We start from the raw sequence: 25,425 nt of genomic DNA, 5'->3' as shown, positions 1-25,425 counted from the left end.
CACCGGTGCCCGTGACCGCCTACCCTCGGTTCACGTGACCACCACAGAGCCTCAAGAGCCCCGGCCGAGCAAGTCCTCCGATCCCGCCGAGACCCTGTCCGCGGCACTGACGGGGGCCACCTGTGTGGTCGTGTTCCTGCTCGGGACAGTGCTGGGCACGGTGTCCACTGTCAGCGCCGGATGGTTGACCCGGTACTGGGACGGCGGTCAGCCCGCGCCCGCGCTCGCGATCACCGGTCTCGTCGTCTTCGTGGTGCTGCTGTACTGCCTGTGCCGCCTGCTGGCCTGGGGCGGGCGGCGCCAGTCCGTGGTGGTCGCGTTCGCGCTCGGGTTCGCCGTGGTGCTCTTCGCGGCGACGAGCCACCTGCCGGGCGGGGACGTGTTGTTGCAGGACAACATGGTGCACTACGGGTTCCTCATCGGCGCGATGGTGGCCCTCGCCGCCGCCGTGGTCCGTTCCTCCCCCCGGGTTCCGGTCGCCGAGCCCGCCCGGCCGGAGACCGGTGAGGCCGCCGCAGGCCGGTGACGCTGCCTCAGGAGGCCCAGAACTGCCAGAGGAGCTGACCGAGGAAGGCCGTCCCGGGGAAGGTCGGGTTCGGCATGATCAGGCCGAACAGGGCGAACACCGTCTCCTGCAGCCACGTGTTGATCCCCGGCAGCGCGAGCACGGCGAACACTCCCACGGAGAAGAACAGCTGGTTGACGCGGGCCTTGCGCACCCACGGGCGGTCCGGGGCCAGGGCCTCGAACATGTCCAGCCCCGGCACCGGCAACAGGTTGACCAGTGCTGACGTCAGGTTGGCCATGCACAGGAACGCAAGAGCGGCCAGTGCCCAGTTCGTGGTGTCGTTGCCCGGAGGAACCATGATCGAGACGGCTCCGCCGAAGGCCGCGGCCAGCAGCAGGCTCGCGGCCGGCCCGGCGAGGGCGACGGCCGCACGCCGACCGCGTGTGGGGATCCGGTCCCAGTCGACGTACCCGGCGGGCCCGTTCATACCGAAACTGCCCACACCGAGGTAGAGGACGGGCAGGACCGTGCCGGTGAAGGTCTCCCGGTAGGCGAAGGGGTTGAGGCGCAGGTACCCCGAGCCGCGCAACGAGCGGTCACCCGCAAGGTAGGCGGCGAGCGCGTGGGCGAACTCGTGGACCGCGGTCGAGACGAGCCACCCGAGGAGGACCAGCAACGGCGGGATCAGGGGCGTGACATCGGTGTCGTCGGAGGCCCAGTCCATCTCGACGGCGGTCCAGGACAACCATCCGGCGAATCCCGCCGACCCGAGCAGGAACAGGAGGACGGGGCTGGGCAGGAAATCCGTCCAGGTTTCCCCGGCCCGGCCCTTCGCCGGAGCGGAGCCCTCCGCTGCCTCCGTGGCCCCAGTACCTTCGTCCGCCCCACGCTCCGAGGTGGCCCCGGCCCCGGACCCTGCGGACACCGTGCCTTCGGCCTCCTCCCCGGCCGAACCCTCGCCCGCCAGATCCGGAACGTTCGCGGCGTCGTCGGGCATCCGCTCCCACAGATCCTCGGGAGAGTCGGGCTTGTCGGGCGTGGGCATGGTGCTCCTGCTGGTCGCGGATGGATCCGCGCTCCAGGTTAGGCCCTGCGCGTGACCCCTCCGCAGCGGGTGCGGGTGAGCCTCAGACCACCGCGCGTGGCGCCACGGCGGACTTGTGCAGGCACGCGACCGCGAAGGCCCTCCCCGGGGAGGTCAGGTCCCGTTGTCCGCTCGAGTCCTCCTCCGTGACGAGGTTGAGCGCCTCCAACAGCCATCCCGTGGCCATCACCATCGCCCTGACCTGGTCCGAGGCGGACTCGGCGGTGCGCCGGTGCGCTGCAGCGTGTCGGCCCGCGGGTTTCTCCACGGGTTTCCAGCCGGTCTCGGTGAGCACCCGTTCGGCGGCCTCGATGTCCGGTTCGGCACGGCGGGCGTGTGAGCCGCTGCCCTGGGGCGTGTGTATGAGGAGGAGCCCCAGGAGGGTCTCCGCGGCAGCCTGTTCCAGCCCCCCGGTGCGGCACAGGGTCTCGGCGGCCGCTTCCCAGAGGGCCTCTGGGTCCTCCCGCAGCCGGCGCCCGCGCCGGGTCAGCACCAGGCGCCGCCCCGCCCGGCGCACCGCGCGCATGCCGCGCAGCACCTGGTGCAGCGCGATGAGCTGGGTGACGTCCGTCTCGCTCCGGGGCGGGTGCGGGCTGGTCCACCAGCCGAAGTCCTCACACATCTGCCGTACGACGCTGGGGGAGATGTAACCGATCTGGGTCAGCGGCACCCCGTCGGCGGCCAGACCGAGGAGGCGCTGGAGCGGCGCCAGGACGGCGTCCGCGGAGCGCGGGGCCTCGGTACCGGCGATGAGCTGCCCCACGAGGGGCCACAGCCGCAACCGGTGGGGGTGCGCGCTGGAGTTGAGCCAGGCGCGTACACGTTCCTCGCGTACCCGGTCCAGATGGCTGAGGCCGTGGCCGTCGGGTTGGGTGAGGAAGGACCGGGCGAAGCGCTCCTGCGCCGGCCGCCACCCGCGTTTTCCGGGGCGGATTTCCCGCAGTGAGATCGCCAGCTCCAGGGAGGCCGCAGTCTCCGCGCGGGCCCGCAGCTCGGCGTCGCCCACGGCAGTGCCCCAGGTCAGTTCCGGAAGATCGGGCGGCTCAACCCCGGATTCCCACATGAGGCGTTCGAACATGGCCAGGCCGGCTTCGTGGTCGTCGCGGTAGACCGACAACAGGGTCAGCGTCTCCGGTGCTCGGCAGATGTGTGCGTACTGGTAGAGCTGCAGCAACGAGAACAGGTTGCTGAGGGAACGCGCCGCGAACAGCTGGTCGTCGTGGTGGTTCTGGAAGCGCACCGGAAGCTCGTACCAGCAGAAGCGCTGAACGGAGTGCTGGGTGAGCCGCTCCAGGTTCCGCCCGGGTACGAGGGTGTCCAGTGCCAGACCCGCCATGTCGGCGGCCTGTTCGTCCCGTCGTGCCAGCTCTGCCAACGCGGACGTCACCGCTTCACGCACGAGCGTTCACCACCTCCCCGCGTGACTGGCGCCCGGGCCGCACGGTGTCGCGGCGGACGCGGAGCTCGATGTGGATGCCCGAGGCGGTGAGCAGGGGGCTTCGCCCGCGGGACTGTGCCTCCCCTACCCCGGACAGGAAAGAAGAATGCCTGGTGGCTCAGGGGCGTCCCCGGCGTTTCGGAGGTGTCTGAGGGACGATCCGGCTTGCCGCGATCGAGTCCTCCGCCACCTCGGCCAGGGAGTCGTCGCGCCGACGGAGCGTGAGGGCCCCCTCCTCCCAGGACTCCACCACCCCGATGATATCGGTGAAGCCCCCTTCCGGCAGGCGGATGCGCACAGTGACCCGCTTTCCGACGTCCTCGGGACCGATGCGGTGGACGAGTCGTCCGGACAGATGCATGGAACGCGCCCCCCGATTGTGCTTCGAGTATTCTCCGAAGCCATACTAGGAGTACGACATCTGTGCCAATAGCTTGCGGACCCCGGCAGGGGCGGCGCCCGCACGCCGTTCCTGGGGCCCGGGGCCCGAAGGTCCCCGCCTTCTCCTCCGTGGGAGGGCGGGGGTGAGATCAAGGAGTACGACGTGACCTACGTCATCGCGCAGCCCTGTGTTGATGTGTTGGACAAGGGCTGCATCGACGAGTGCCCCGTGGACTGCATCTACGAGGGTGAGCGCATGCTCTACATTCACCCGGACGAGTGCGTTGACTGCGGTGCGTGCGAGCCCGTTTGCCCTGTCGAGGCCATCTACTACGAGGACGACCTGCCCGACCAGTGGTCGGAGTTCTACAAGGCCAACGTCGACTTCTTCGACGACCTGGGCTCCCCCGGCGGCGCCTCGAAGGTCGGAAAGATCGAAAGTGACCACCCGATCGTCGCGAAGCTTCCGCAACAGGCCTGACCCGGTGACCGAACCCGATGAGGGACAGGCCTGACCGGTAGCCGCACCCAACGAGGGGCGGGCGCGGCCCTGAGCGGTCCCCGCCCCGGGGCACCCCTATGGCGCAGAGGGTGTCCCCGAGCACGTGTGTCGCGCCGGTCCCCACGCGGGCCGGCGCGACCCCGTTTCCCGTCTGCGCCCCGGCCGGCACCGGCCGGTCGAGATCCGGATGGAGTGATCAGCGATGGGCGAACGGCGACCGTTGGCGGACCGGCTCCCGACCTTCCCGTGGGACCGGCTGGCCCCGTACAAGCGCACCGCGGCCGCGCACGCCGGCGGTCTGGTGGACCTGTCCGTGGGCACCCCGGTCGACCCGGTCCCCGAGTCGCTCCAACGGGCACTCGCCGACGCCGCGAACTCGCCCGGGTACCCGCAGACGTGGGGTACTCCGGGACTACGTGCCGCCATCGAGGGCTGGCTGTCCCGCCGCCACGGCGTGGACGTGGCCGAGGGCGCGGTGCTGCCCACCATCGGCTCCAAGGAGACCGTCGCGTGGCTGCCGACCCTGCTGGGACTGGGGGAGGGCGACACCGTCGTCCACCCCGAGCTGGCCTACCCGACCTACGACGTGGGGGTGCGCCTGGCCGGGGCCGACCCGGTCGCCGCCGACGGGCTCGCGTCTCTGGGACCGGCCCGTGTGTCGCTGGTCTGGGTCAACTCCCCGAGCAACCCCACAGGACGTGTCCTGGGGGTGGAGCACCTGCGCAAGGTGGTGCAGTGGGCCCGTGAGCGGGGCGCGATCGTCGCCTCCGACGAGTGCTACCTCGACCTGGGGTGGGACGGGACCGAACCGGTGTCGATCCTGCACCCGGACGTGTGCGGAGGCTCCCACGAGAACCTGCTCGCCCTGCACTCGCTGTCCAAGCGCTCCAACCTGGCCGGGTACCGCGCCGCGTTCCTGACCGGCGATCCGGAGCTGGTCAGGGAGCTGCTGGAGGTGCGCAAGCACTCCGGGATGATCGTTCCCGCGCCCGTGCAGGCCGCGATGAGGGCCGCCCTGGACGACGACGCCCACGCCGATGAGCAGAAGGAACGCTACCGGGCCCGCCGCACGCGCCTGCGTGCCGCCTTCGAGGGCGCCGGCTGGAAGGTCGAGCACTCCGAGGCCGGCCTGTACCTGTGGGCGAGCCACCCGGACCTGGACGCCTGGGATGCCGTGGGACACCTGGCCGAGCGCGGCGTCATCGTGGCACCCGGCGACTTCTACGGCCGTGCCGGAGCCGGGCACGTGCGGGTCGCCTTCACCGCCACCGACGAACGTGTCCGGGAAGCCGCCGCCCGTCTGGCCTGATCCGGGCCGCACGGGCCTACGCGGCCCCGCCGGGGCCGGACCGGCCGGCCCCGGTCAGTTCAGGACGATCTGCCCGCCGTTGTCCTCAGCGGCCTCCTGCCACGCCTCGGCCTCGTCGGAGCCGTCGGTGGCGGTCCACCGGTACCCGTCGTGAACGACCGAGGTCAGCCCGTACTCCTCCGCGTGCGTGACCGACCACAGCGCCATCGCCCACCCGAGGTCCCCGGTGGCGGGGCTGTTGTCGACGGGCAGGTCCGCGGGGTCGGTGCCGAACACCCGTTCCAACTCCTCGTGCGCGCCCTCCAGGTCGGCCCCGGTCTCCTGCAGGTCGGTCAGGCGCTGTTCGTCGTACCAGCACGTGGCCGTCGGGCCCTCGGTGCCGGTGAGAACCACCGCCATCTCCTCGGAGAGCTGCTCGTGCTGGTCGTAGGCCCAGCCGTCGGCGCTGCGCTGCACCTGCTGGGCGGCTTCGTGGACCGGCATGTCCTGCCAGCCCCCGACCTCCGCCAGGGTGTCGTAGAAGCCCCGGCTGGAGAAGACGGGGTCGAGGATCTCCTCGGTGTCGCCCCACTCCTGCGACGGGCGCTGCTGGAACAGGCCAACGGAGTCGCGGTCGCCGTGCTCCACGTTGTGGAAGGTCGACTCCTGCCACACCGTCGCGTAGGCCACGGTGACCGCCTCGGGCGGCAGATCGCGGCTGAAGGCGACGCCGCCCACCGTCGAGGCGTTGGCCGCCTGTGAGACCCGCATGTCGTAGGAGCCCTCCGGCAGGTCCAGACGGCACCCCGGCTCGACCTCCTCCTTCTCCAACGGATCGACCGTGGTCAGCACGTAGTACCCTGCGGCGACCAGAAGACCGCACACGAGCGTGACACTGAACAGGATCTTGACGAAGGCAGAGAATCTGCGGCGCTTACTGGGCACGTATGCCTCAAGAGGTCGGGAGCGGGGCGGGTACGGCCCACCTCCGGCGGAGGGGGGGGCGGGTGGGCCGCGAGTGGCGCCACGGGGCGCCTGCGCCCGCATTCTAGTCGGGACCCGGGACGAGTGGAGGAGAACCCGGCCGTTGTGGGCTTCTACGTGCGTGGGATGGGGCCCGCCACTCGGTGGCGTCCGTTAACGTGAGGCACATGACCAGCTCGTACACCAGCCCGCTGCCTGCCCAGATCGACGAGCTCTGGGAGCAGCGCCCCGAACTCACTCCCGGCCACACCGAGGCGCGGGAGGTCATCACCGGCGCGATCGACATGATCGACGAGGGCAAGGCCCGCGTCGCCTTCGTCGATCCCACCACCGACGAGGTGGTCGTCGACGAGCGCGCCAAGCGTTCCATCCTCCTCGGCTTCAAGGTCCTGGACATGAAGGAGTCGCAGGTCGGCGACTTCTACCACCACGACCGTGTGCCGCTGAAGACCCGTTTCGACGGCGTGCGTGTGGTCCCCGGTGCCATCGCCCGCTGGGGTGCCTTCCTCGCCCCCGGCGTGGTCCTGATGCCCTCCTTCACCAACATCGGAGCCCACGTCGGCTCCGGCACCATGGTCGACACCTGGGCCACGGTCGGTTCCTGCGCCCAGGTCGGCGAGAACGTCCACCTCTCCGGCGGCGTGGGCGTCGGCGGCGTCCTCGAGCCCCCGCAGGCCTCGCCCGTGATCATCGAGGACGAGGCCTTCCTGGGCTCCCGCAGCATGGTCGTCGAGGGCGCCCGCGTGCGCACCGGTGCCAAGCTCGGTGCCGGCACGATCCTGACCTCCTCCACCCGTGTCTTCGACGCCGAGACCGGCGAGGAGCTGCCCCGCGGCGAGGCCCCGGCCTGGTCGGTCTGCGTGACCGCCAACAGGAACAAGAGCTTCCCGGGCGGCGACTTCGGCATGCCGGTGCTGCTGGTGCTCAAGCGCCTGGAGAAGGGCGAGGAGCACGACAAGCTCGCCCTGAACAACCTCCTGCGCGAGCACGGCGTCAACGCCTGACAGCGGTACGCCGCCGGAACGGCCGATGGCGTACCGTTTTTCTTCCGGGGCGTTCCCTCCCGTGCGGGAGGGAACGCCCCGGCGTCCTGTCGCAGGACGCCGGAGCAACGACACTGACCTGAAGCGAAAGCGGGCGAGAGCATGCTGGACCTGAACTCGGACGCGGTGGAACTCACCGGCGCCCTCGTGGACGTGCGTTCGGAGAGCGGTGACGAGCGTGCCCTCGCCGACCTCGTCGAGGCCGGGCTCCGGGAACTGGACCACCTCACCGTGTACCGGGACGGTGACGCCGTCGTGGCCCGCACCGAGCTGGGCCGCGACCGCCGGATCGTCGTCGCCGGCCACCTCGACACCGTGCCGATCGTGGACAACGTGCCCTCCCGCCTGGAGGAGGGGCGGCTCTACGGGTGCGGTTCCACCGACATGAAGGCCGGGGTGGCCGTCCAGCTGCGCCTGGCCCGGCTGCTCACCGAGCCCGTGCACGACCTCACCCTCGTCTTCTACGACAACGAGGAGGTCGACGCCTCCCGCAACGGTCTGGCGCGGCTCTCGCGCAACCGTCCCGAGTGGCTGGCCGGGGACTTCGCGATCCTCATGGAACCCACCGACGGAATGATCGAGGGCGGCTGCCAGGGCACCATGCGCGTCGAGGTCTCCGCCTCCGGCAAGCGCGCCCACAGTGCCCGGTCCTGGATGGGGGAGAACGCCATCCACAAGGCGGGGGAGATCCTCGACCGGCTGCGTGCCTACACCCCCCGTGAACCGGTGGTCGAGGGGCTGCAGTTCCACGAGGGGCTCAACGCCGTCTTCGTCGAGGGCGGGGTCGCCGGCAACGTCATTCCGGACGAGTGCGTCGTCAAGGTCAACTACCGCTTCGCCCCCGACCTGTCGGTGGAGGCGGCCGAGGCCCACCTGCGCGAGGTCTTCGACGGGTTCGAGGTCACCGTCGTCGACGCCGCCGCTCCCGCCCGTCCCGGGCTGGAGGACCCCTCCGCCGCCGCCTTCGTCGAGGCCGTGGGGGAGGGCCGGGCCCGTGCCAAGCTCGGTTGGACCGACGTCTCCCTCTTCTCCGGACTGGGGGTGCCCGCGGTCAACTACGGTCCCGGCGACCCGATGCTGGCCCACACCCGTGACGAGTACGCGGAGACCGCCAAGATCGCCGACGCCGAGGCGCGGATGCTCGCCTGGCTCCGCGGCTGACACGTTCGCGGCCCGTCCCGGACCACTGCCCGGGACGGCCGGCCCGCCCTGTCGGAGCCTCCCTCAGCGGCCCCTGGGGCGGGCAGGCGCGCGGGACGGCCCCGGGGCTTGTGGTGCCCAAGGGCTACGAACTGGCTTGTGAGCATTGTGTTGTCAGCGGATTCACTCGTGTGTCGCGTGTGAGCCCGGATCGGCCGGATAGCTTTGGCCCATGACGGAAGAAGAGCAGATTCGCCGAGCGGGCCCCCTGACCTACCGCGGTCGGGCCATCCCCACGACCACCACCGACCAGCGACTCCTCGACCGGCGAGGTCCCACCGACTGGGTACACACCGATCCGTGGCGGGTGCTGCGCATCCAGTCGGAGTTCGTGGAGGGTTTCGGCCTGTTGTCGGAACTGCCCTCGGCGGTGAGTGTCTTCGGTTCGGCGCGCATCGAGCCGGGTACGCGCTACTACAACCTGGGCGTGGAGGTGGGCCGCAAGCTCGCCGAGGCCGGGTACGCGACCATCACCGGCGGCGGTCCGGGGATGATGGAGGCCGCCAACAAGGGGGCCCAGGAACGCGACGGCCGTTCGGTGGGCCTCGGCATCGAGCTGCCTTTCGAACAGTCCCTCAACCCTTATGTCGACGTCGGGATGACCTTCCGCTACTTCTTCGTGCGCAAGACGATGTTCGTCAAGTACGCGCAGGCCTTCGTCGTGCTCCCCGGCGGGTTCGGCACCCTCGACGAACTCTTCGAGGCGATCACCCTGGTACAGACCAGGAAGGTGACCCGTTTCCCCGTGGTGCTGGTCGGATCCGACTTCTGGGGCGGCCTGCGCGACTGGATCGAGGGGGCCCTGCTGGAGAACGGGCTCATCAAGTCGGAGGACATGGACCTCGTGCAGCAGGTCGACGACCCCGCCGAGGTCGTGGAGCTCATCCGGCGCGTCCACAAGGACCTCGAACGGAAAAACGGGCAGGACTCCTGATCGGGACCGTCTTCGTCTCCCTGAGGACGGAGCGGTTGTGGCACGATCATCCACGTGCCTGTCTTCATCATGATCCTCATCGGGTTGGCCGCACTCGCCGTTCTCGTCGGCGTCGTCTACGCCGTGCTCGGCAAGGGCGGCCAGCTCGCCCGGTACGAGGCGGACTTCCCCCCGCTCGACCTGCCCGAGAACCGTCCCGTGCGCTCCTCCGAGCTCGGCCGCCTGATGGTGCCCCTGTCGCTGTGGGGATACCACGTGCGTGCGGTCGACGACCTCCTGGTGCGCCTGACCGGGACCCTCAAGGAACGCGAGGAACACATCGCCGACCTCGAGTGGCGCCTTTCCCGGCTCGACCCCTCCTACGTGCCCGAGGGCACCGGGCCGGCCGCGGACACGCGGGTGCCCGGGGACCCGGGGACGGCGCCGAAGGAGGACCACCGTTTCCCGGCCGAAACCCCTCTCCCGGGTGAGACCGCCGACACTTCCGGAGAGGGTGGACGGCCGGCGCAGGAGACCTCGGCGGGCGGTGGAAGCCGAGGCGGCGGCGCCTGAGGGCGTTCCGGGGCAGTACTCGGGCAGCCGGACCGTGTGGCGTGGATCATGGCGAGTCCGACTTTGTCGGGTGATGCTTCGCGGGACTGTGCTCTATTCTCGCTTGCTGTACATGCGTCTCCCCGCCCCTCCCGCGGACGGGGACCCTTTGGGTGAGGATGGCGAGGATGGACACAGCAGCCGAACTCGAACCGGGCTCCGACGGTGAGCACGGTGCGGACGCTTCTGCTTCACCCGTGCGCGGGATGTCCCTGTGGCCGCCGCCGCGTTCGAACCGGCACAGCGGACGGCGCCGCCGCAAGGTCGTGATCACAGCAGCGGTCCTGGCGTTCCTGCTGCTGCTCGGGGCGGGCGGCTACGCGCTCTGGAAATTCGTGCTCGACGGGGCTGCCGCGCCCTCCGGCGACGACGACGCCCCCGTCTCCGCCTTCGAGGGTTCCTGGTCGGGGCAGATGAAACAGGTCGACACCAACGGCGCCCCCGTCGCCGAGTGGGACGCCCAGGTGCGCATCGAGGAGGGTGCCGAGCGCGGCAGCACCGCATGGACCACCTTCAGCTGTTCGGGCACGCTCGAACTCAGCGCCCGCGACGGCGACCGGCTGGTCTACACCTACAGCGAGACCTCCGACCCGCAGGAGCGCTGCGTCGACGACTCCGAGCTGACGGTCTGGCCGAACGGTGACGGAGGGCTCGACAGCGAATGGGCCTCGGTCACCGACGACGGGACCCGCATGGTCTCCACCGGGGTCCTCGAGTAGGGCGGCGTACCGGCCGTCTCCTCGGCAGCGGTCCGTGCCGATATAACCTTACTGATCGACGATTCTTCGTTGGTGGGCGTCCGTGGTGGGCGATCCGGCTGTCGTCCGGCGCACATCCAGGGGTCAACGTCCGAGATAATGGACGAAGAGTGATTCACGTCCCTTGCGCCACATGGGCGTGGACACACGTAGCCGGCCCGGGGCTCCGGAGCCGGGACGCACCAGCGGATCGGCACCGGACCAGTGGCCCGGCCACCCGCGAGGAACACCAGAAAGGGGAAATGGCATGGCGGCCATGAAGCCGAGGACCAGTGACGGGCCCATGGAGGTCACCAAGGAGGGCCGCGGCATCATCATGCGCGTCCCGCTCGAGGGCGGTGGCCGCCTGGTCGTGGAGCTCACGGCCGACGAGGCCAACCAGCTCCGTGACGAGCTCCAGGGTGTCGTCGGCTGATCCGACACACTCATCTCCCCCGAAACCCCCGAGATGGACCCACCTCTCGACCCTGAGCGAACGATTGTGAGCGGCCTGTGCCATTCGCCACGGAGATCAGCCCGGTTCCGGGCACTCTCACCGAATCCACCGCGGACCTGCTGGTCCTGCCCGTGACGAAGGAGGACGGTTCTCCCTCCGGGACCGTCGACGGTGGTCTCACCGCGGTCCTCCCGGCTCCGCTCACCGATCTGATCGCTCACTACGAGCTCACCGGCGGGGCCGGGGAGCTCTCCCAGCTCCCGGTCCGGCGCGAGGCCGGACTGGCCCGACTGGCGCTTCTGGGGGTCGATGCGGGCACACCCGACGACCTCCGGAAGGCCGGGGCCGCGATCGCACGCGCCGCGCGCGGCAAGCAGCATGTGGCGGTGGCCTGGCCGGAACTGTCCCCCGAGGCCGCCACCGCCTTCGTCGAGGGCGCCCTGCTGGCTTCCTACGCCTTCACCCTCAAGACGGGTGAGGTCCCGAAGGACAAACGCCCCGCGCCCGCGATCGACCTCGTCGGCGATGTCCCCGCAGACGCCGTGGAGCGCGGCACCCGTCTCGCGGCCGCCACCGCACTGGCACGCGACCTCATCAACACGCCCTCTCGCACCAAGACCCCCGTGTGGATGGCGGAACGGGCCGGCGAGGTCGCCCGGGACGGCGGTCTGACCGTGCGCGTCCGGGACGAGGAGGAACTGCAGGACGCCGGTTTCGGCGCCATCCTCGGTGTCGGCCAGGCCTCCGACCGTCCGCCGCGTCTGGTCGAGCTCTCCTACACCCCCGAGAGCCCGACGGCACACGTGGTGCTGGTGGGTAAGGGCATCACGTTCGACACCGGCGGCCTGTCGTTGAAGCCGAACGACAACATGAAGCTCATGAAGACCGACATGAGCGGTTCGGCGATCGTCCTGGGCGTGCTCTCGGCCCTGCGCGACATGGGCAGCAACGTGCGGGTGACCGGGTTGCTCGCTCTGGCGGAGAACTCCTTCTCCGGTGACGCCACGCGCATCGGCGACGTGCTCACCACCTACACGGGCAAGACCGTCGAGGTCCTCAACAGCGACGCCGAGGGGCGCCTGGTCCTGGCCGACGCCATGGGGTACGCCTCCACCGAGCTCGATCCCGACGTCATCGTGGACGTGGCCACCCTGACCGGCGCGGCCAAACTCGCCCTGGGCACCGGGATCGGCGCGCTCTACAGCACCGACGACGGCCTGGCAGCCGAGCTGGAACAGGCCTCGAAGGACTCCGGTGAGCCGCTCTGGCGGATGCCGCTGACCGAGGAGTACGCCGAGACCACCCGGTCCCGGATCGCCGACCTGGCCAACATCGGCACCAGGGGCACCGATTTCGGTCCGGCAGGGGCCACCGACGCCGCCCTGTTCCTGAGGGAGTTCACCGGTGGGCTGCCCTGGGCCCATCTGGACATCGCAGGCCCGGGCCGCTCGATGCAGGAGACCGGGCTGTTCAGCAAGGGCGGGACCGCCTTCACCACGCGTACGCTGCTGCGCTGGCTGTCCGGCCGCTAGCGCCCCCACGGCAGCAGGACGCCCCGCCGGCCCGGTGCCGGCGGGGCGTCCGCGCGCCGGGGTCAGTCCCCCGGGAGAGCGCGCTCCAGGGCGAAGGTCCGCTCGACCGGACGGAAACCGAGCTCGGCGGCGGTCCCGCGGGCCGCCTCGTCCCCCGGGCCGGTCCGGACACGCACACGGTCCCGTTCGGGGAAGGCACGGGCCAGGTCGGTGAGGTTGCGCAACCACAGCCGACTGCCCAGGCCCCGGCCCCGGTGCTCGGGCAGTACGAGTGTGCCGGCCTGGTCGACGGCCCCGGAACCGGGCAACAGCACCAGCTCGCTCAGGCCGACCGCCCTCCCCGAGGCGTCGAGAGCGGCCGAGACCAGCGAATGCACACCCTCCTCGGCCCGCCGGGCCTCCGCCAGGCGCACGCGTTCGGTGCGGTCCGCCACGGTGTGCGGGCCCTCGTCGCCGCCCGCGGTGCCCTCCGCCGGACCGTGTCCCAGGTCCTCGCGCAGGAGGGCGCAGGGTTCCAGCAGCCCGTCGGGGCACTCGTCCTGCCAACCGGTCACCTCCGGCTCGCCCCTGCCCGGGCGTACACGTTCGCGCAGGAGGGCCTCGACCGCCGGTGGCAGCGGCAGGTCCAGGACGTGAAGGTCCTCGGCCCCGGCGACGCCGAACCCGTGGGCGAGGGCGAACCCGCCCCCGGGGCAGTCGGACAGGTCCCGTCCCGGTCCGGAGGAGACCTCGACGACCTGGGTGTTGCGCCCCAGCTCCGTCCCCACCGTCCCGGCGGTCCGGAGCAACGCGGTGCCGTGCCCGCGCCGCCGGGCCCCGGGAGGACCGCGATGTCGACCTCGACGGTGTCCGGTTCGGCGTCGTCGTACTCCAGGAGCAGCGCGCCCACGGGCGTGCCGTCCTCCTCCGAGGCCAGGAAGGCCAGAGCGTGCCCGCCGGGGCCCTCCGCCGCCAGGACCCCGCGCATCTCTTCCAGCGGCAGCACTGCCTCCTGCGCAGCCTCGGTGCCGCCTTCGTCCAGCGCCCGGGACAGGACCTCGTACCAGGCCGTCAGCGAGGCCTCCTCGGCCGGATCCACACGTCGCACACGGGTCGTCTGTGCACTCACTCAGGGGCCTTCCGTTCGGGGGCGGTCGGGAACCGGCCCGAACATAGCGGACAGCCCCCCGGCCCCGCGCGTTTTTCCGGCCCCCGGCCCCGATCCGGCCGGCTCCCCGGAACCCGGCGGAGGAGACCGAGCGCAGGGCGGGCCCGGCGGTCAGGAGCGGATCGCCGCGAGCAGACCCGACCCCACCGGCAGCAACAACGCCACCATGCGCTCGTCCTCGCGTACCGTCCGGATCACCTCGCGCACCGCCGTCTCCCCCGGGTCGGGAGCACGCAGGGGGCCGTCCGGTTCGGGGGAGCTCACCATCGCGTTGTGGAAGACCACCAGGCCGTTCGGGCGCAGGAGCCGCCGCGCCTCCTCCAGGTAGAAGGGGTAGGAGACCGCGTCCGCGTCGACCAGGACCAGGTCGTAACCGCCGTCGGTGAGCCGTGGCAGTACCTCGCCCGCCGACCCGCGGATGAGCCGGGCCCGCCCCGCGCCCGCACCCGCACGGGAGAACAGGCCGCGTGCGAAGTCCTGGCGGGCGCCGTTGACGTCGACCGTGGTGAGGATCCCCTCCGGTGCCATCCCGTGCAGCAGCCACAGGCCCGACGTCCCGCAGCCGGTCCCGACCTCCACGACCGAACGGGCGCGGGTGGCCGCGGCCAGGAACCGCAGAGCGGAACCCGCCGCGGCCCCTACCGGATCGGCCCCCGACCGGAGCCCGGCCTCGTAGGCCTCGGCGAGGACCGGGTCCTCCAGGGCGTCCTGTTCGAACCTCGTCTGCTCGGTCCTGGCCCAGCTCGTGTGGATCGTGCTCTCATCCGGCGCAGTGATGACGGCCTCCCACCGTGGTGTTGCGGGTGTCGGTCCAGGGCGATGACCAGGAAGAGGTCACTCACCGTAGGATGAAGATGGCCGCCAGGTCACGTCCCAGGAAAAGACTAGCCTGAACCGGTACGAACTCCGAGCGTGCCAGCGGGAACTCATCGGGCGTCCCCGAACGTTGGAACGGGATGAACGTACGTTGATCGCCACAATGCCTACCCCCCGGCCAGCCTCTCCTGAGGACGGGTCGGCCCGAGGAAGGGAGCAGCGGTGCCCGAGACCGGCCCTGCCGTGGACTTCGAACCATGGGAGCCCCCGAGCTGGGACGAGGTCGTCCGAAACCACTCGCCGCGCGTGTACCGGCTGGCCTACCGTCTCACCGGCAACAAGCACGACGCCGAGGACCTGACCCAGGACGTCTTCATCCGTGTCTTCCGGTCCCTGGCCAACTACACCCCGGGCACCTTCGAGGGCTGGCTCCACCGCATCACGACCAACCTCTTCCTCGACGGTGCGCGCCGCAAGGCACGTATCCGCTTCGAGGGTCTGGCCGAGAACGCGGACGAACGTCTGGAGGGCCGTGAACCCTCACCCGCCCAGCGCTACCACGACCGGCACTTCGACGCCGACGTGCAGGGCGCACTGGACGCCCTGCCCGCCGAGTTCCGTGCGCCCGTGGTGCTGTGCGACATCGAAGGGCTCTCCTACGAGGAGATCGCCGCAACACTCGGGGTCAAGCTCGGAACCGTACGCAGCAGGATCCACCGCGGCCGCGCCCAGCTGCGCCGCGCCCTGGAGCACCGGCGGTCGCTGGCCGCGCAGGCCGAGCGCGAGCAGGACCTGGGCGGGGCGAACGTGAACCAGGGGGAGGCGTAGTGAGCAGTGAACACCTGGGGGAGCGCTTGTCCGCGCTCGTCGACGGTGAGCTCGGACCCGATGAACACGAGCGCGCGCTGATCCACTTGGCCAAGTGTGAGCCCTGCCGCTTCGAGGCCGACATGACCAGGCGCCTCAAACGCCGTCTGCACGGTCTGGACGAGCCCGAGCCCGACCTCGACTTCATGGGGCGCCTGTCCGCCTTGGACGGACGCTCCGAGCGGGACGGGCAGAGCCCTTTCCCCCCGCCCTTCGGCGACGGGGGCTTCGGGGCCGGGCCGCCCCTGGGTTCCTCCCGCCCTCTCGGCGGCTTTCCCGGCTACCCGGGCGGCCTGGGCGGCGGGCCGATCGCCGCCGACGTCCCGGGGACCGCGCCACCGGCCCCCGGGGGCCCGCAGCCGACCGCGGAGGAACCCGGTGAGCGCAGCAGGTCCGAGTTCCTCGCCCAGCTGTTGACGCCTTTCCCCGGCGGCCGGTACGCCATCGCCGGGGCGGCCGTGGTCACTGCGCTGCTGGGCACCGCCTTCGTGGCGGGCGGCGAGGCCGAGGACACCCCCGTGGTCGAACCACGGCTCGCCGACTTCGCCGTCGAGCACGCCGTCACCAGCCGCCATGCCCCCGTCGGGGCCCCGCCCGCGGACCAGGAGACCCGGCCCGCGGGCGGAGCGGAGCAGACGAGCCGGTGAGCACGGAGGACCCCTCCTCCCGCCCGCGCCGCTCCGCACCCGTGGTACTGCTCGTCGTCACCGTCCTGTGCGTGCTGCTCCTGGCTTCCGCAACGCACCCCGGGGCGAACCAGGTGCCCGCCGAGGGCGCTGACGACGGCATGACCGTGCTGCGGTCCGCTGCCGAGGCCGAGGGGGAGACACACTACGCCGCCGTCCGACGGGTCACCGGCCCCGACGGGCGGCCTGCTTCTCTACGAGTGGCCAACCATCCCGACAGAGGGATCGTGTTCGCACCGGTCGCATCCGAGGACGAGCCCTTCGTCGTCGAGGCGTCCCAGGCTCTGGAGTCGCTCGACGACCGTCTCCTGGAGATGCTGCGCGACACCTACCGGGTGGTCGACGCCGGCCGTACCGAAATCGACGGACGCCCGGCCCGCCTGGTGGAGGCGGTGCGTGCCGACGGCACGGTGGCCGGCCGTTTCTGGGTCGACACCGGCAGCGGTCTGCTCGTGGGACGCACCGCCTACGGCCGCGACGGCGGCGCTGCCCTGTCCATGAACCTGACCGACCTGGAGATGGTTGAGGGGGAGTGGCCCGAGCGGGCCTCGACCGGCCAACCGTGGGGCGAGGCCCTGGACGCACGGGAACGCGAGGACCTGCGTTCGGAGGGCTGGGAGCTCCGGGAGCACCTCACCTGGGACCTGCGTCTGGTCGACGCCCGATCCACCCGGTACGAGGGCCGGAAGGTCGTGCACGCCGTCTACTCCGACGGACTCGCCCAGATCTCGCTCTTCCTCCAACGTGGGAAACTGGGAACGGATCACTCCTCGATCCCCTCCGGCGGATATGTCGGAACCGAACAGGGGGGAACGGGCATCTCACCCGGACATGACACCCTTTTCGGTGACGACGTCGGTCAGTACCGGACCATGTGGCAGGCGGACGGGTTCGTGTTCACCGTCCTGGCGGACGCCCCGGCCGACCTGGCCACTTCGGCGGTGACGGCGCTCCCGTCACCCGAGGGGCCGGGGTTCTGGGACCGGGTCGAACGGGGCCTGGACCGGATGGGACCCCTCTGACCACAATGCCGCGAACGAGCGTGCAGTCCCGCCGACCCCGAACACAGAGCGACCAACGGAGCAGGTCTTGAGCGCAGAGCACGGCCGGCCCGGCTGTGGTGACGAGCCCGGTCGACCCCCGGGTCCCTCCGGCCCCCACGGGCCACCCGGGGCCGGATCCCCCGACCCCCATGCCATGCCCTCCGGCAGCGGAGAACCCATGCACCCACCCCCGCCCCAGGGACCGGGAGGCCGCACCGGGCCCCCGCAACCCCCCGGCACCGGTCCCCAGCCCTCCTCCGTCCCGCCCCAGCCCCCCGCCGGAGCCCCGGGACAGCAGCAGTGGCAACGGCCCGAACCACAACAACCCGCGCCCCAGGGCGCCGGCCCACAGCAGGGTGTCCCGCAGGGACCGGGCCCGCAGCAACAGGGCACGCCCCAGGCCGGCGGCCCCCGGCCCCCCGCCGGAACCGAGCCGGCCGCCCAGGTCCCGCTCGGTGCGGGCGGGCAACCGCCCCTCGCCCCCGGGGACCGGACCCAGAACGAGAGCGGGGGAGCGTCCCGCCGGCGCGGGATCCCTGCCTGGATGGCGCTGTCGGGCATGCTCGTGATCGCCCTCATCGCGGGCGGGGCCGGCGGTGTCGCAGGGACCGTGCTCGGCCCCGGGGGGGACGGTACCGAGGAACAACAGGGCGGGTCGCCGCAGATGAACGAGCCGCCCCCCGAGGCTCCCGAACGCGATCCCGACACCACAGCGGGTGTGGCGCAGCGGGTCAGCCCCAGCGTCGTGCACATCATGAGCGCCGACCCCCGGATCCCCTCCACGGGTTCCGGCTTCGTGATCGAGGGCGACTACGTCGTCACCAATCACCACGTCGCCGAACCGCTGGAGGAGGGCATCCACATCGAGTACAGCGACGGCAGCACCTCAGAGGCCACCGTCGTGGGTACCGAACCCGAATACGATCTGGCGTTGTTGCATCTGGAGGACCCGCACGAGGTCGAGCCGTTGGAGTTCGGCGACTCCGAGCAGGCCATCGTCGGCGACGAGGTCATCGCCATCGGAGCGCCGCTGGGCCTGGCGGGCACCGTCACCCAGGGCATCATCAGCGCCATGGACCGGCCGGTGGGCTCGGAGGAGGGCGGCAGCCAGTTCTACGCCATCCAGACCGACGCCGCGATCAACCCCGGTAACTCCGGGGGCCCGCTCGTCGACGCCCAGGGGCGGGTGATCGGCGTGAACTCGATGATCGTCACGATGAACGACATGGGGGGCGAGCCCCAGGGCAACATCGGCCTCGGGTTCGCGGTGCCCTCCGCCGACGCCCAGGGGGTCGTCTCCTCCCTCGCCGGGAACGGAGGGGAGGCCGACGAGGAGTACGCCGACCTCGGGGTCGTCCTGGACACCGAGAGCCCCATCGCCGGTGCGGTCATCGACGACGGCGGTGTGGAGTCCGACGGCCCCGCCGACGAGGCGGGCCTGGAGGAAGGGGACGTGCTCGTGGAGTTCGACGGCCGGCGCATCAGCTCCGGTCAGGAGCTCATGGCGATGCTGCGCGACTACACGCCGGGCGAAGTGGTCGATGTCGGCTACGAACGCGACGGCACCAACGACTCGGCCACGGTCACCCTGGGGTCCTCGGGGGGCTGACCCCGAACATAGGACGCCCGCGCACACTCACCGGTGTGCGCGGGCGTCCTGCCGCGGATGGAGGACGGGAAGCTCGGTCAGCGGCTCGCCGGGGAGATCCCCAGCTGCATGCCCGCGAGCCCGCGGGGCTTGCCGACCAGGTTCCCGGCCATCTCGGTGATGATCTTGCTGACCTCGTTGTCGGGCTCGCCCAGGACCAGGGGCTCACCGGAGTCGCTGCCCTCGCGCACGAGGGGGTCCAGAGGTACCTGGCCCAGCAGCGGGATCTGGGTTCCCAGCGTCTTGGACAGCGCGTCGGCGACGTTCTGACCGCCGCCCTCACCGAAGAGGTGCAGCTTCTCGCCGCCCCCCGGCGGGAGGAAGTAGGACATGTTCTCGATGACCCCGGCGATGCGCTGGTGCGTCTGTGCGGTGATCGCACCGGCGCGCTCGGCGACCTCGGCGGCGGCCTGCTGCGGCGTGGTGACCACGAGCAGCTCGGCGTTGGGCAGCATCTGGGCCACGGAGATGGCGATGTCGCCGGTGCCCGGGGGCAGGTCCATGAGCAGGACGTCCAGGTCGCCCCAGAAGACGTCGGACAGGAACTGCTGCAGTGCCCGGTGCAGCATCGGCCCACGCCAGACCACCGGCTGATTGCCCTGCGTGAACATCCCGACGGAGATGACCTTGATGTTGTGCGCCGTCGGCGGCAGGATCATGTCCTCGACCTTGGTCGGGAAGTCCGACGCGCCGAGCATGCGGGGCACGGAGTGTCCGTAGATGTCGGCGTCGACCACGCCGACCTTGTGGCCCTCGGCAGCCATGGCGGCGGCGAGGTTCACGGTCACGGAGGACTTGCCGACACCGCCCTTGCCGGAGGCGACGGCGTAGACCTTGGTGAGCGAGTTCGGCTTGGCGAAGGGGATCTCCTTCTCCGCCTGTCCGCCACGGAGCTTGGTCTGCAGCTCCTTGCGCTGTTCGTCGCTCATGACGTCGAGCTCGACCGTCACGTGGCGGACACCCTCGACGGTGCGCACGGCCTCGGACACGTCGTTCTCGATACGCCCCTTCATGGGGCAACCGGCCACCGTGAGGTAGATCCCCACGTGCACGGCACCGTCGTCGGCGACGTCGACGCTCTTGACCATGCCCAGGTCGGTGATGGGTCGGTGGATCTCCGGGTCTTGCACCGTGGTCAGGGCCTTGTGCACCTGCTCGGTGGATGGTGTGGAGGACATGTACTCAATCGTAGGTCAGTGGGACGGGGAACTGGTCTGTGCACAGCCCACGCACGGACCATTGATGACAACGAGTGCGGCACACATGCCTATTCCGCGCCCGAGGTGTCCGGGACGTCCGTCATGACCGGATGTGAAGAGGTGTGAATCCGCTGCGTACGCAGGGGGTAACGGCGCGGTCTTAACACTGGCAATACATGGCCGGATAGTAGCCTCGGCGCACGATGGGAAATGTGCCGCCACCGCCTGGTTCGTCCTGGCCCACTGCCCCGGAGGGGGCCGAGGGGCCGGCCGACGGGCGGTACCCGCAGGATCAGGACTGGGCCGACCCGCCCGGTGGCAGGCTGACCCCCCAAGGGGGACAACCTCAGGTCGACGCCGACTCGGGGGTGTGGGCTTGGCCACCTCCGCGGCCCGTGCGCACCAGTGCCTTCGCGCCCGCGGAGGTCCCGTCCGGTGAGTCCTACCACACCCTGGCCCGGACCACGCGGTCGCGCTGGTGGATGACGCCGCTGACGCTGCTCGTCTTCGCGCTCCTGCTGTCCGTCCTGTGGATGGGCGTGGTCCTGGCGATGACCATCGTCTCGGTCATCGGCGGCAGCGGACTCGCCCCGGACTCGATGAGTATCGGCGTGATCGCCACACTCGCCTTCGGGCTCGCGTCCACGGCGCTGCTCATCCCCATCGTCTTCTTCCTGGTGCGTGTGGTGCAGTGGCGCCGCATCGGCTCGCTGATGTCGGTCGAGGGCACGCTCCGGTGGTCCTGGCTGGGCCGCTGCCTGGTGTTGGCGATCGGGCCCGTGGCGTTGTGCCTGCTGCTGTTGTGGGCGCTCTCCGACACGCTCGTGGCCGGTACCGCACCCGAGGCGGTCTCTTCCGTCGCGGTCTCGGGGACCGGGGTCCTCCTGGGAGCGTTGCTGGTCATCTTCCTCGTCGTGCCCTTCCAGGCCGCCGCCGAGGAGATGACCCTGCGCGGCATGGTCATGCAGCTCGTCGGGGCCCTCGTGTCCCGGGAGAGCACCAGCGCCGCCGCGCGTGTCCTGCGTTCGCCCTGGCCGGCGATCCTCGCGTCCGGAACCCTGTTCGCGTGCCTGTACGCGGCGGTCCACCCCGGCAACGTGTGGACCACCGCCGCCCTCGCCGTACTGGGTGTGGCGATGGCCTGGCTGACCTGGTACACCGGCGGTATCGAGGCCGCGGTCGGACTCCACCTGGTCAACAGCCTCGTGCAGTACACCCTGGTCGTCTACGACGGCCGCATCGACGAGATCGGGACCGGGGCCGTGGTCGGGGCCGGACTCCCACCGGGGGCGGGAACCCCCTTCGGGCTCGTGTTCACCGTGGTGCAGGCCGGCCTCTTCGTGCTGTTGGTCGTGGTCTCCGCACGCCGGCGAGGGGTACGCCGGGTCAGTCCCTGACCGGGCCCTCGCCGTCCTCGCCGCCGAACTCCCGGCCCACGTCCGTGTGCAGGAGTTCGGCCAGCGACGCGAGCACCGTGACCACCAGCAGCGACACCGACAGCCAGTACCCCGGCAGGTCCTGTCCCGGCGCGACGGCCTGCAGGGAACTCTGGCCCTGCACCACCGCCGCGGCCGCAGAGACGGTCGCCAACAGGCCCATGAGCACCATCAGGACCGACGGCCTGCCCAGATTCAGGAGCGCCGTGGTCGCCGAACCCACCAACAGTGCGGCCACCGGGCCCGGTCCCGGCGCACCCGACGGCGACAGCGCCAGTACCTCGAACCCGGTCAGGCTCTCCGGGGACGGGTGCGTGCCCGCGAGACCGTAGAACGGCAGTACGAAGCACGCCAGCGCCGCGGCCGGGGCCAGGGCCCGGACCAGGGCGAGTCCGCGCGGCGGGCGGCTCATGCGCTCCGCCGCGCGGTGCCGTCGCCGGTTCCGTCCGGGTCTGGGACGTCCTCCGGTGCGTGCTGCTCGGGGAAGACCCACGTGCGGTACGAGAAGAAACGGAACAGCGTGCCGAGCCCGACCCCCACGACGTTGCCCGCGAGGTTCTGTGCGAGGGGGCCGTCGAGCCCGAGCACGTACAGGGAGAAGGCCTGGCACCCCAGCTGGATGAGCATGCCGACCCCGTTCATCACCAGGAACAGCACCGTCTCGCGCCCGTACCCGGTCCGTGCGCGGGAGGCGAAGGTCCAGAACCGGTTGCCCACGAAGGCCACCGCGATGGCGCAGACGGTACCGACGACCTGGCCCGCCATCACCGGAAGGCCGGTCAGCGCCCACAACAGGTTGGTCACGCCCAGCTGCACCACGTACGCCAGGGCGCCCACGGACCCGAACCGGGCGACCTCCCCGGCCAGTTTCGCCAACCCGGGACGGTTTTCGAGGAAGTGACGCACGGACGGCCTCCGCTCGTTCGGTAGGGGTACTGCCCGGCGTTCCGGCGGCCCTCGGGACAACGGGCGCTTCGGGTTCCCCACCGTGCACGTCCTAGACTCTGACGGGGGATCTCCGTCGACCCCGGCCGCGGGTCCGGAGCCCTCGGGCCGGTTTCCATCCGGGTCGGAGCCGCCCCGCCGTCGCGGCGTCGAACATGAGCTGAGGAACTGTGAGCGAGCGTAACCGCACCCTGCCCCGTGTCGGCATGGTGGGCGGGGGCCAACTCTCCCGCATGACCCATCAGGCCGGTATCGGCTTGGGCGTGCACTTCTCGGTCCTGGCGGCCGACCCGTCCGACAGCGCCGCTCTGGTGTGCGGTGACGTCGCTCTGGGCGACGACCGCGGCCTGGAGGACGTCCTGGCCTTCGCCGAGGACCGCGACGTGGTCACCTTCGACCACGAACACGTGCCCGAACACGTCCTGAGTGCGGTCGAGTCGGCCGGCGGCCTGCTGCGCCCGGGCCGTGAGGCCCTCGGCTTCGCCCAGGACAAGCTCCGCATGCGCACCCGCATGGGGGAACTGGAGGCCCCGTGCCCCCGGTGGCGCGCCGTCACCACCCTCGACCACGTGACCTCCTTCGCGGAGGAGACCGGGTGGCCGATCGTGCTCAAGGCCGCACGCGAGGGTTACGACGGCAAGGGTGTGTGGATGGCCGGCAGCGCCGAGGAGGCCCGCAGGGTCGTGGACCGGGCGGCCGCCGAGGACGTGCCCCTGATGGTCGAGGAGAAGGTCGCCTTCTCCCGTGAGCTCGCGGTCCAGGTCGCCCGCTCCCCGCACGGGCAGGTCGCGGTCTACCCGGTCGTGGAGACCGTGCAGCGCGACGGCATCTGCCACGAGGTGATCGCCCCGGCACCGGGGCTGTCGGAGGACAAGGCCACCGGCGCCCAGCAGCTGGCCGTCGAGATCGCCCACGCCCTCGGGGTGACCGGGCTCCTGGCGGTAGAGCTGTTCGAGACACCGGACGGGGCGCTCGTCAACGAACTCGCGATGCGTCCGCACAACTCCGGCCACTGGAGCATCGAGGGCGCACACACGTCCCAGTTCGAGCAGCACCTGCGCGCCGTCCTGGACCTCCCGCTGGGCTCGCCCCGCACCAACGCGCCCTTCACCGTGATGGCCAACCTGCTCGGTGGCGAGGACCCCGACGTCTACAGCCGCTACCTGCACGTCATGGCCAAGGACCCCGAGGTGAAGGTGCACTTCTACGGCAAGGACGTGCGTCCGGGCCGCAAGATCGGGCACATCACCGTGATGGGGGAGGACCACCGGGACCTCCTGGAGCGTGCCCGCGATGCCGCCGCCTACCTGCGAGGAGATCAGCAGTGACCACCGACAAGCAGCCCACCGTGGGCATCGTGATGGGGTCGGATTCCGACTGGCCGGTGATGCGCGAGGCCGCTGATGCCCTGCGCGAGTTCGGTGTCGCCTTCGAGGCCGACGTCGTCTCGGCACACCGGATGCCGAACGAGATGATCTCCTACGGCAGTGAGGCCGCCGGACGCGGGATCCGGGCGATCATCGCCGGGGCCGGTGGCGCCGCCCACCTGCCCGGGATGCTCGCGTCGGTGACGACCCTCCCGGTGATCGGTGTGCCCGTCCCGCTCAAGCACCTGGACGGCATGGACTCGCTACTGTCCATCGTGCAGATGCCCGCCGGCGTCCCGGTGGCCACGGTCGCGGTCGGTGCGGCCCGCAACGCCGGTCTCCTGGCCGTGCGGATGCTGGCGGCCCAGGACCCCGACCTGACCGAGCGGATGTCCCGGTTCCAGGAGGAGCTGAAGTCGCAGGCACACGACAAGGGCGAGCGTTTGCGGCGCGAGGTCGCCGACGCGGACCGCGCGACCGGGTTCGGGTTCTGAACCCGAGGGACCCGTGCGGTCCCGGGGCGCACACCGCCCCGGGACCCGAACGGCACGTGCGTGGGAGCGTCCACGTCCTGTTGGTGCGGGGGAGTGCGTCCTGCTCACTCTGCGGGGGTCGTCGGTGCCCTTCGCCCCCGGTCTGTGGCACGCCGGGGCCGCCGGCAAGGTCGAGCCCGGCGAGGAACTCGTGGCGGCCGCGCTCCGGGAGAGCGGGGAAGAACTCGGGGTCAGACCCGAGCCGGAGGATCTGTCCCTGCGCCACGTCGTCCACCACACGAGCCCGGCGGGGGAGTGGGAACACGCCTTCTTCGTGAGTCACCGGTGGTCGGGTGTGCCGTACAACCGAGAGCCGCACAAGCATGCGGAGGTCCGTTGGTGGGCCTTCGGGGCTCTGCCCGGGGACCTGGTGCCCTACTGCGCGGCGGCACTGGCCCGCATGCGCTCCGGGGAGTCCGTCTCCCGTCTCGACGGCACGGCCGGATGAGGGCCGGCCTCAGGCGGGACCGGGCTGCACGAGCCGGTGCAGGCCCTCGACGGCCTGGTCGGGGCTGGGGAGCCCGTCGGGCTCGACCAGGTATTGCAGCACGTAGCCGGTGACGAGGTTGTAGAGGATCGAGCCCAGGCCGGCGGCGGTGGCGTCGTCGACCTCCTCGGGGGAGAGGTCGAGGAGCAGGGCGGCCATCTCCCTGCGGGCCTCGCGCAGCCCTTCGAGCAACGGCGCTGCGATGTCCTCGTCGAACTGTGCCTGACCGAAGGCCTGGACCCCGGCCACCATGAGGTCGTGGTGCTCGGGCACGCTCGCGAAGAGGGTCTCGAACAGGGCACGCAGGCGCTGGGACGGCCGTTCGGCCCGCGAGGCCTGCAGTGCGTTCCCGAAGATGTCGCCCCAGTCGCTGGTCGCCTCGATGACCGCGGTGTTCATGAGCTTGTCCTTCGAGCCGAAGTGGTACCCGATCGAGGCCAGGTGCGCACCGGAGACAGCGGCGATGTCCCGTGCGGTCGTCTTCCCGTAGCCCTTCTCCACCAGACACTTCTTGGCGCCGGCGAGCAGGTCCTCACGTTGGCTCATGGACGACAGCCTAGCACCTTTGTACG

28 protein-coding genes are annotated in these 25,425 nt (G+C 71.1%); 18 read left to right on the top strand and 10 right to left on the bottom strand.

What is annotated here, in order from left to right; translation table 11 throughout:
• Positions 1 to 34: 34 nt before the first annotated feature.
• Complete coding sequence (locus D456_RS0100545) at positions 35 to 526, top strand: hypothetical protein (RefSeq protein WP_017574197.1); 492 nt, start codon at positions 35 to 37, stop codon at positions 524 to 526.
• 7 nt (positions 527 to 533) lie between these two features.
• Here D456_RS0100545 and D456_RS0100540 read toward each other — a convergent pair whose 3' ends face one another.
• From D456_RS0100540 to D456_RS0100530, 3 genes are all read right to left on the bottom strand, one after another.
• Positions 534 to 1,553 carry a site-2 protease family protein gene (locus D456_RS0100540; protein WP_017574196.1) on the bottom strand — a complete coding sequence of 340 codons (1,020 nt, stop codon included), beginning with the start codon at positions 1,551 to 1,553 and terminating at the stop codon, positions 534 to 536.
• Positions 1,554 to 1,635: 82 nt separating this feature from the next.
• Positions 1,636 to 2,991, bottom strand: coding sequence for a hypothetical protein (locus tag D456_RS0100535; protein ID WP_017574195.1), 1,356 nt, complete (start codon positions 2,989 to 2,991; stop codon positions 1,636 to 1,638).
• A 157-nt stretch (positions 2,992 to 3,148) separates the two neighbouring features.
• Positions 3,149 to 3,391: a putative acetyltransferase gene (locus D456_RS0100530; protein ID WP_017574194.1), complete on the bottom strand. Its 243-nt coding sequence runs from the start codon at positions 3,389 to 3,391 to the stop codon at positions 3,149 to 3,151.
• Between the two features lie 183 nt (positions 3,392 to 3,574).
• On the opposite strand from D456_RS0100530, the gene fdxA reads away from it, so the two are divergent.
• Positions 3,575 to 3,892 (top strand): ferredoxin, encoded by a 318-nt coding sequence (gene fdxA / locus D456_RS0100525; protein WP_017574193.1) that lies wholly within the window; start codon positions 3,575 to 3,577, stop codon positions 3,890 to 3,892.
• A gap of 223 nt (positions 3,893 to 4,115) precedes the next feature.
• Positions 4,116 to 5,222 (top strand): succinyldiaminopimelate transaminase, encoded by a 1,107-nt coding sequence (dapC, locus tag D456_RS0100520; RefSeq protein ID WP_017574192.1) that lies wholly within the window; start codon positions 4,116 to 4,118, stop codon positions 5,220 to 5,222.
• 54 nt (positions 5,223 to 5,276) lie between these two features.
• Here dapC and D456_RS0100515 read toward each other — a convergent pair whose 3' ends face one another.
• The gene (locus D456_RS0100515; RefSeq protein ID WP_017574191.1) at positions 5,277 to 6,146 is read right to left on the bottom strand and encodes a hypothetical protein; all 870 of its coding nucleotides are present in this window, start codon (positions 6,144 to 6,146) and stop codon (positions 5,277 to 5,279) included.
• 206 nt (positions 6,147 to 6,352) lie between these two features.
• On the opposite strand from D456_RS0100515, the gene D456_RS0100510 reads away from it, so the two are divergent.
• The 7 genes from D456_RS0100510 (at position 6,353) to D456_RS0100480 (ending at position 12,679) form a co-directional block, all read left to right on the top strand.
• Positions 6,353 to 7,189 (top strand): 2,3,4,5-tetrahydropyridine-2,6-dicarboxylate N-succinyltransferase, encoded by an 837-nt coding sequence (locus D456_RS0100510; RefSeq protein WP_017574190.1) that lies wholly within the window; start codon positions 6,353 to 6,355, stop codon positions 7,187 to 7,189.
• Between the two features lie 141 nt (positions 7,190 to 7,330).
• Positions 7,331 to 8,389 (top strand): succinyl-diaminopimelate desuccinylase, encoded by a 1,059-nt coding sequence (dapE, locus tag D456_RS0100505; RefSeq protein WP_017574189.1) that lies wholly within the window; start codon positions 7,331 to 7,333, stop codon positions 8,387 to 8,389.
• 211 nt (positions 8,390 to 8,600) lie between these two features.
• Entirely contained in the window at positions 8,601 to 9,362 is a 762-nt protein-coding gene (locus tag D456_RS0100500) for an LOG family protein (RefSeq protein WP_017574188.1), read from the top strand.
• Positions 9,363 to 9,416: 54 nt separating this feature from the next.
• The gene (locus D456_RS0100495) at positions 9,417 to 9,914 is read left to right on the top strand and encodes a hypothetical protein (protein WP_017574187.1); all 498 of its coding nucleotides are present in this window, start codon (positions 9,417 to 9,419) and stop codon (positions 9,912 to 9,914) included.
• Between the two features lie 167 nt (positions 9,915 to 10,081).
• Positions 10,082 to 10,672: a hypothetical protein gene (locus D456_RS0100490; protein ID WP_017574186.1), complete on the top strand. Its 591-nt coding sequence runs from the start codon at positions 10,082 to 10,084 to the stop codon at positions 10,670 to 10,672.
• A 286-nt stretch (positions 10,673 to 10,958) separates the two neighbouring features.
• Complete coding sequence (locus tag D456_RS25285) at positions 10,959 to 11,126, top strand: DUF3117 domain-containing protein (RefSeq protein ID WP_017574185.1); 168 nt, start codon at positions 10,959 to 10,961, stop codon at positions 11,124 to 11,126.
• Positions 11,127 to 11,203: 77 nt separating this feature from the next.
• The gene (locus tag D456_RS0100480) at positions 11,204 to 12,679 is read left to right on the top strand and encodes a leucyl aminopeptidase (RefSeq protein WP_017574184.1); all 1,476 of its coding nucleotides are present in this window, start codon (positions 11,204 to 11,206) and stop codon (positions 12,677 to 12,679) included.
• A 62-nt stretch (positions 12,680 to 12,741) separates the two neighbouring features.
• Here D456_RS0100480 and D456_RS23405 read toward each other — a convergent pair whose 3' ends face one another.
• The gene (locus tag D456_RS23405) at positions 12,742 to 13,446 is read right to left on the bottom strand and encodes a GNAT family N-acetyltransferase (protein ID WP_017574183.1); all 705 of its coding nucleotides are present in this window, start codon (positions 13,444 to 13,446) and stop codon (positions 12,742 to 12,744) included.
• A gap of 491 nt (positions 13,447 to 13,937) precedes the next feature.
• Complete coding sequence (locus tag D456_RS0100470; RefSeq protein ID WP_026115439.1) at positions 13,938 to 14,528, bottom strand: O-methyltransferase; 591 nt, start codon at positions 14,526 to 14,528, stop codon at positions 13,938 to 13,940.
• 357 nt (positions 14,529 to 14,885) lie between these two features.
• Here D456_RS0100470 and sigE point away from each other — a divergent pair, with 357 nt between their 5' ends.
• The 4 genes from sigE to D456_RS0100450 all read left to right on the top strand — a co-directional run bounded on the left by sigE (position 14,886) and on the right by D456_RS0100450 (position 18,847).
• A complete protein-coding gene (sigE, locus tag D456_RS0100465) occupies positions 14,886 to 15,470 on the top strand; it encodes an RNA polymerase sigma factor SigE (protein WP_040698448.1) in 585 nt (194 codons plus the stop codon).
• Positions 15,470 to 16,156 (top strand): anti-sigma factor family protein, encoded by a 687-nt coding sequence (locus tag D456_RS0100460; protein ID WP_017574180.1) that lies wholly within the window; start codon positions 15,470 to 15,472, stop codon positions 16,154 to 16,156. The genes sigE and D456_RS0100460 overlap by 1 nt, the downstream gene beginning before the upstream one ends.
• Positions 16,153 to 17,217, top strand: coding sequence for a hypothetical protein (locus D456_RS0100455; RefSeq protein ID WP_017574179.1), 1,065 nt, complete (start codon positions 16,153 to 16,155; stop codon positions 17,215 to 17,217). The genes D456_RS0100460 and D456_RS0100455 overlap by 4 nt, the downstream gene beginning before the upstream one ends.
• A 565-nt stretch (positions 17,218 to 17,782) precedes the next feature.
• On the top strand, positions 17,783 to 18,847 hold the full coding sequence (locus tag D456_RS0100450) for a S1C family serine protease (protein ID WP_017574178.1): 1,065 nt from the start codon (positions 17,783 to 17,785) through the stop codon (positions 18,845 to 18,847).
• A gap of 77 nt (positions 18,848 to 18,924) precedes the next feature.
• Here the strand turns inward: D456_RS0100450 and D456_RS0100445 are convergent, their stop codons facing one another.
• Positions 18,925 to 20,064: an Mrp/NBP35 family ATP-binding protein gene (locus D456_RS0100445; protein WP_017574177.1), complete on the bottom strand. Its 1,140-nt coding sequence runs from the start codon at positions 20,062 to 20,064 to the stop codon at positions 18,925 to 18,927.
• 416 nt (positions 20,065 to 20,480) lie between these two features.
• Here D456_RS0100445 and D456_RS0100440 point away from each other — a divergent pair, with 416 nt between their 5' ends.
• Positions 20,481 to 21,482, top strand: coding sequence for a CPBP family intramembrane glutamic endopeptidase (locus D456_RS0100440; RefSeq protein WP_017574176.1), 1,002 nt, complete (start codon positions 20,481 to 20,483; stop codon positions 21,480 to 21,482).
• On the opposite strand, the gene D456_RS0100435 is transcribed toward D456_RS0100440, so the two are convergent.
• Together D456_RS0100435 and D456_RS0100430 are read right to left on the bottom strand one after the other, a co-directional pair.
• Positions 21,472 to 21,933, bottom strand: a complete 462-nt coding sequence (locus D456_RS0100435) for a hypothetical protein (RefSeq protein WP_017574175.1) — start codon at positions 21,931 to 21,933, stop codon at positions 21,472 to 21,474. The genes D456_RS0100440 and D456_RS0100435 overlap by 11 nt on opposite strands.
• A complete protein-coding gene (locus D456_RS0100430) occupies positions 21,930 to 22,427 on the bottom strand; it encodes a GtrA family protein (protein WP_017574174.1) in 498 nt (165 codons plus the stop codon). The genes D456_RS0100435 and D456_RS0100430 overlap by 4 nt, the downstream gene beginning before the upstream one ends.
• A gap of 209 nt (positions 22,428 to 22,636) precedes the next feature.
• On the opposite strand from D456_RS0100430, the gene D456_RS0100425 reads away from it, so the two are divergent.
• The 3 genes from D456_RS0100425 (at position 22,637) to D456_RS0100415 (ending at position 24,814) form a co-directional block, all read left to right on the top strand.
• Entirely contained in the window at positions 22,637 to 23,794 is a 1,158-nt protein-coding gene (locus D456_RS0100425) for a 5-(carboxyamino)imidazole ribonucleotide synthase (RefSeq protein ID WP_017574173.1), read from the top strand.
• Positions 23,795 to 23,826: 32 nt separating this feature from the next.
• Positions 23,827 to 24,327, top strand: coding sequence for a 5-(carboxyamino)imidazole ribonucleotide mutase (purE, locus tag D456_RS0100420; RefSeq protein ID WP_193373794.1), 501 nt, complete (start codon positions 23,827 to 23,829; stop codon positions 24,325 to 24,327).
• Positions 24,328 to 24,451: 124 nt separating this feature from the next.
• Positions 24,452 to 24,814 carry an NUDIX domain-containing protein gene (locus tag D456_RS0100415; RefSeq protein ID WP_017574171.1) on the top strand — a complete coding sequence of 121 codons (363 nt, stop codon included), beginning with the start codon at positions 24,452 to 24,454 and terminating at the stop codon, positions 24,812 to 24,814.
• 9 nt (positions 24,815 to 24,823) lie between these two features.
• On the opposite strand, the gene D456_RS0100410 is transcribed toward D456_RS0100415, so the two are convergent.
• A complete protein-coding gene (locus D456_RS0100410) occupies positions 24,824 to 25,399 on the bottom strand; it encodes a TetR/AcrR family transcriptional regulator (RefSeq protein ID WP_017574170.1) in 576 nt (191 codons plus the stop codon).
• Positions 25,400 to 25,425: the final 26 nt, after the last annotated feature.

It is taken from the genome of Nocardiopsis kunsanensis DSM 44524 (assembly GCF_000340965.1).
Lineage (GTDB): Bacteria > Actinomycetota > Actinomycetes > Streptosporangiales > Streptosporangiaceae > Nocardiopsis > Nocardiopsis kunsanensis.
Note: the sequence above shows the minus strand (reverse complement) of the source record. Positions and strands in the feature narration are given on the sequence as shown.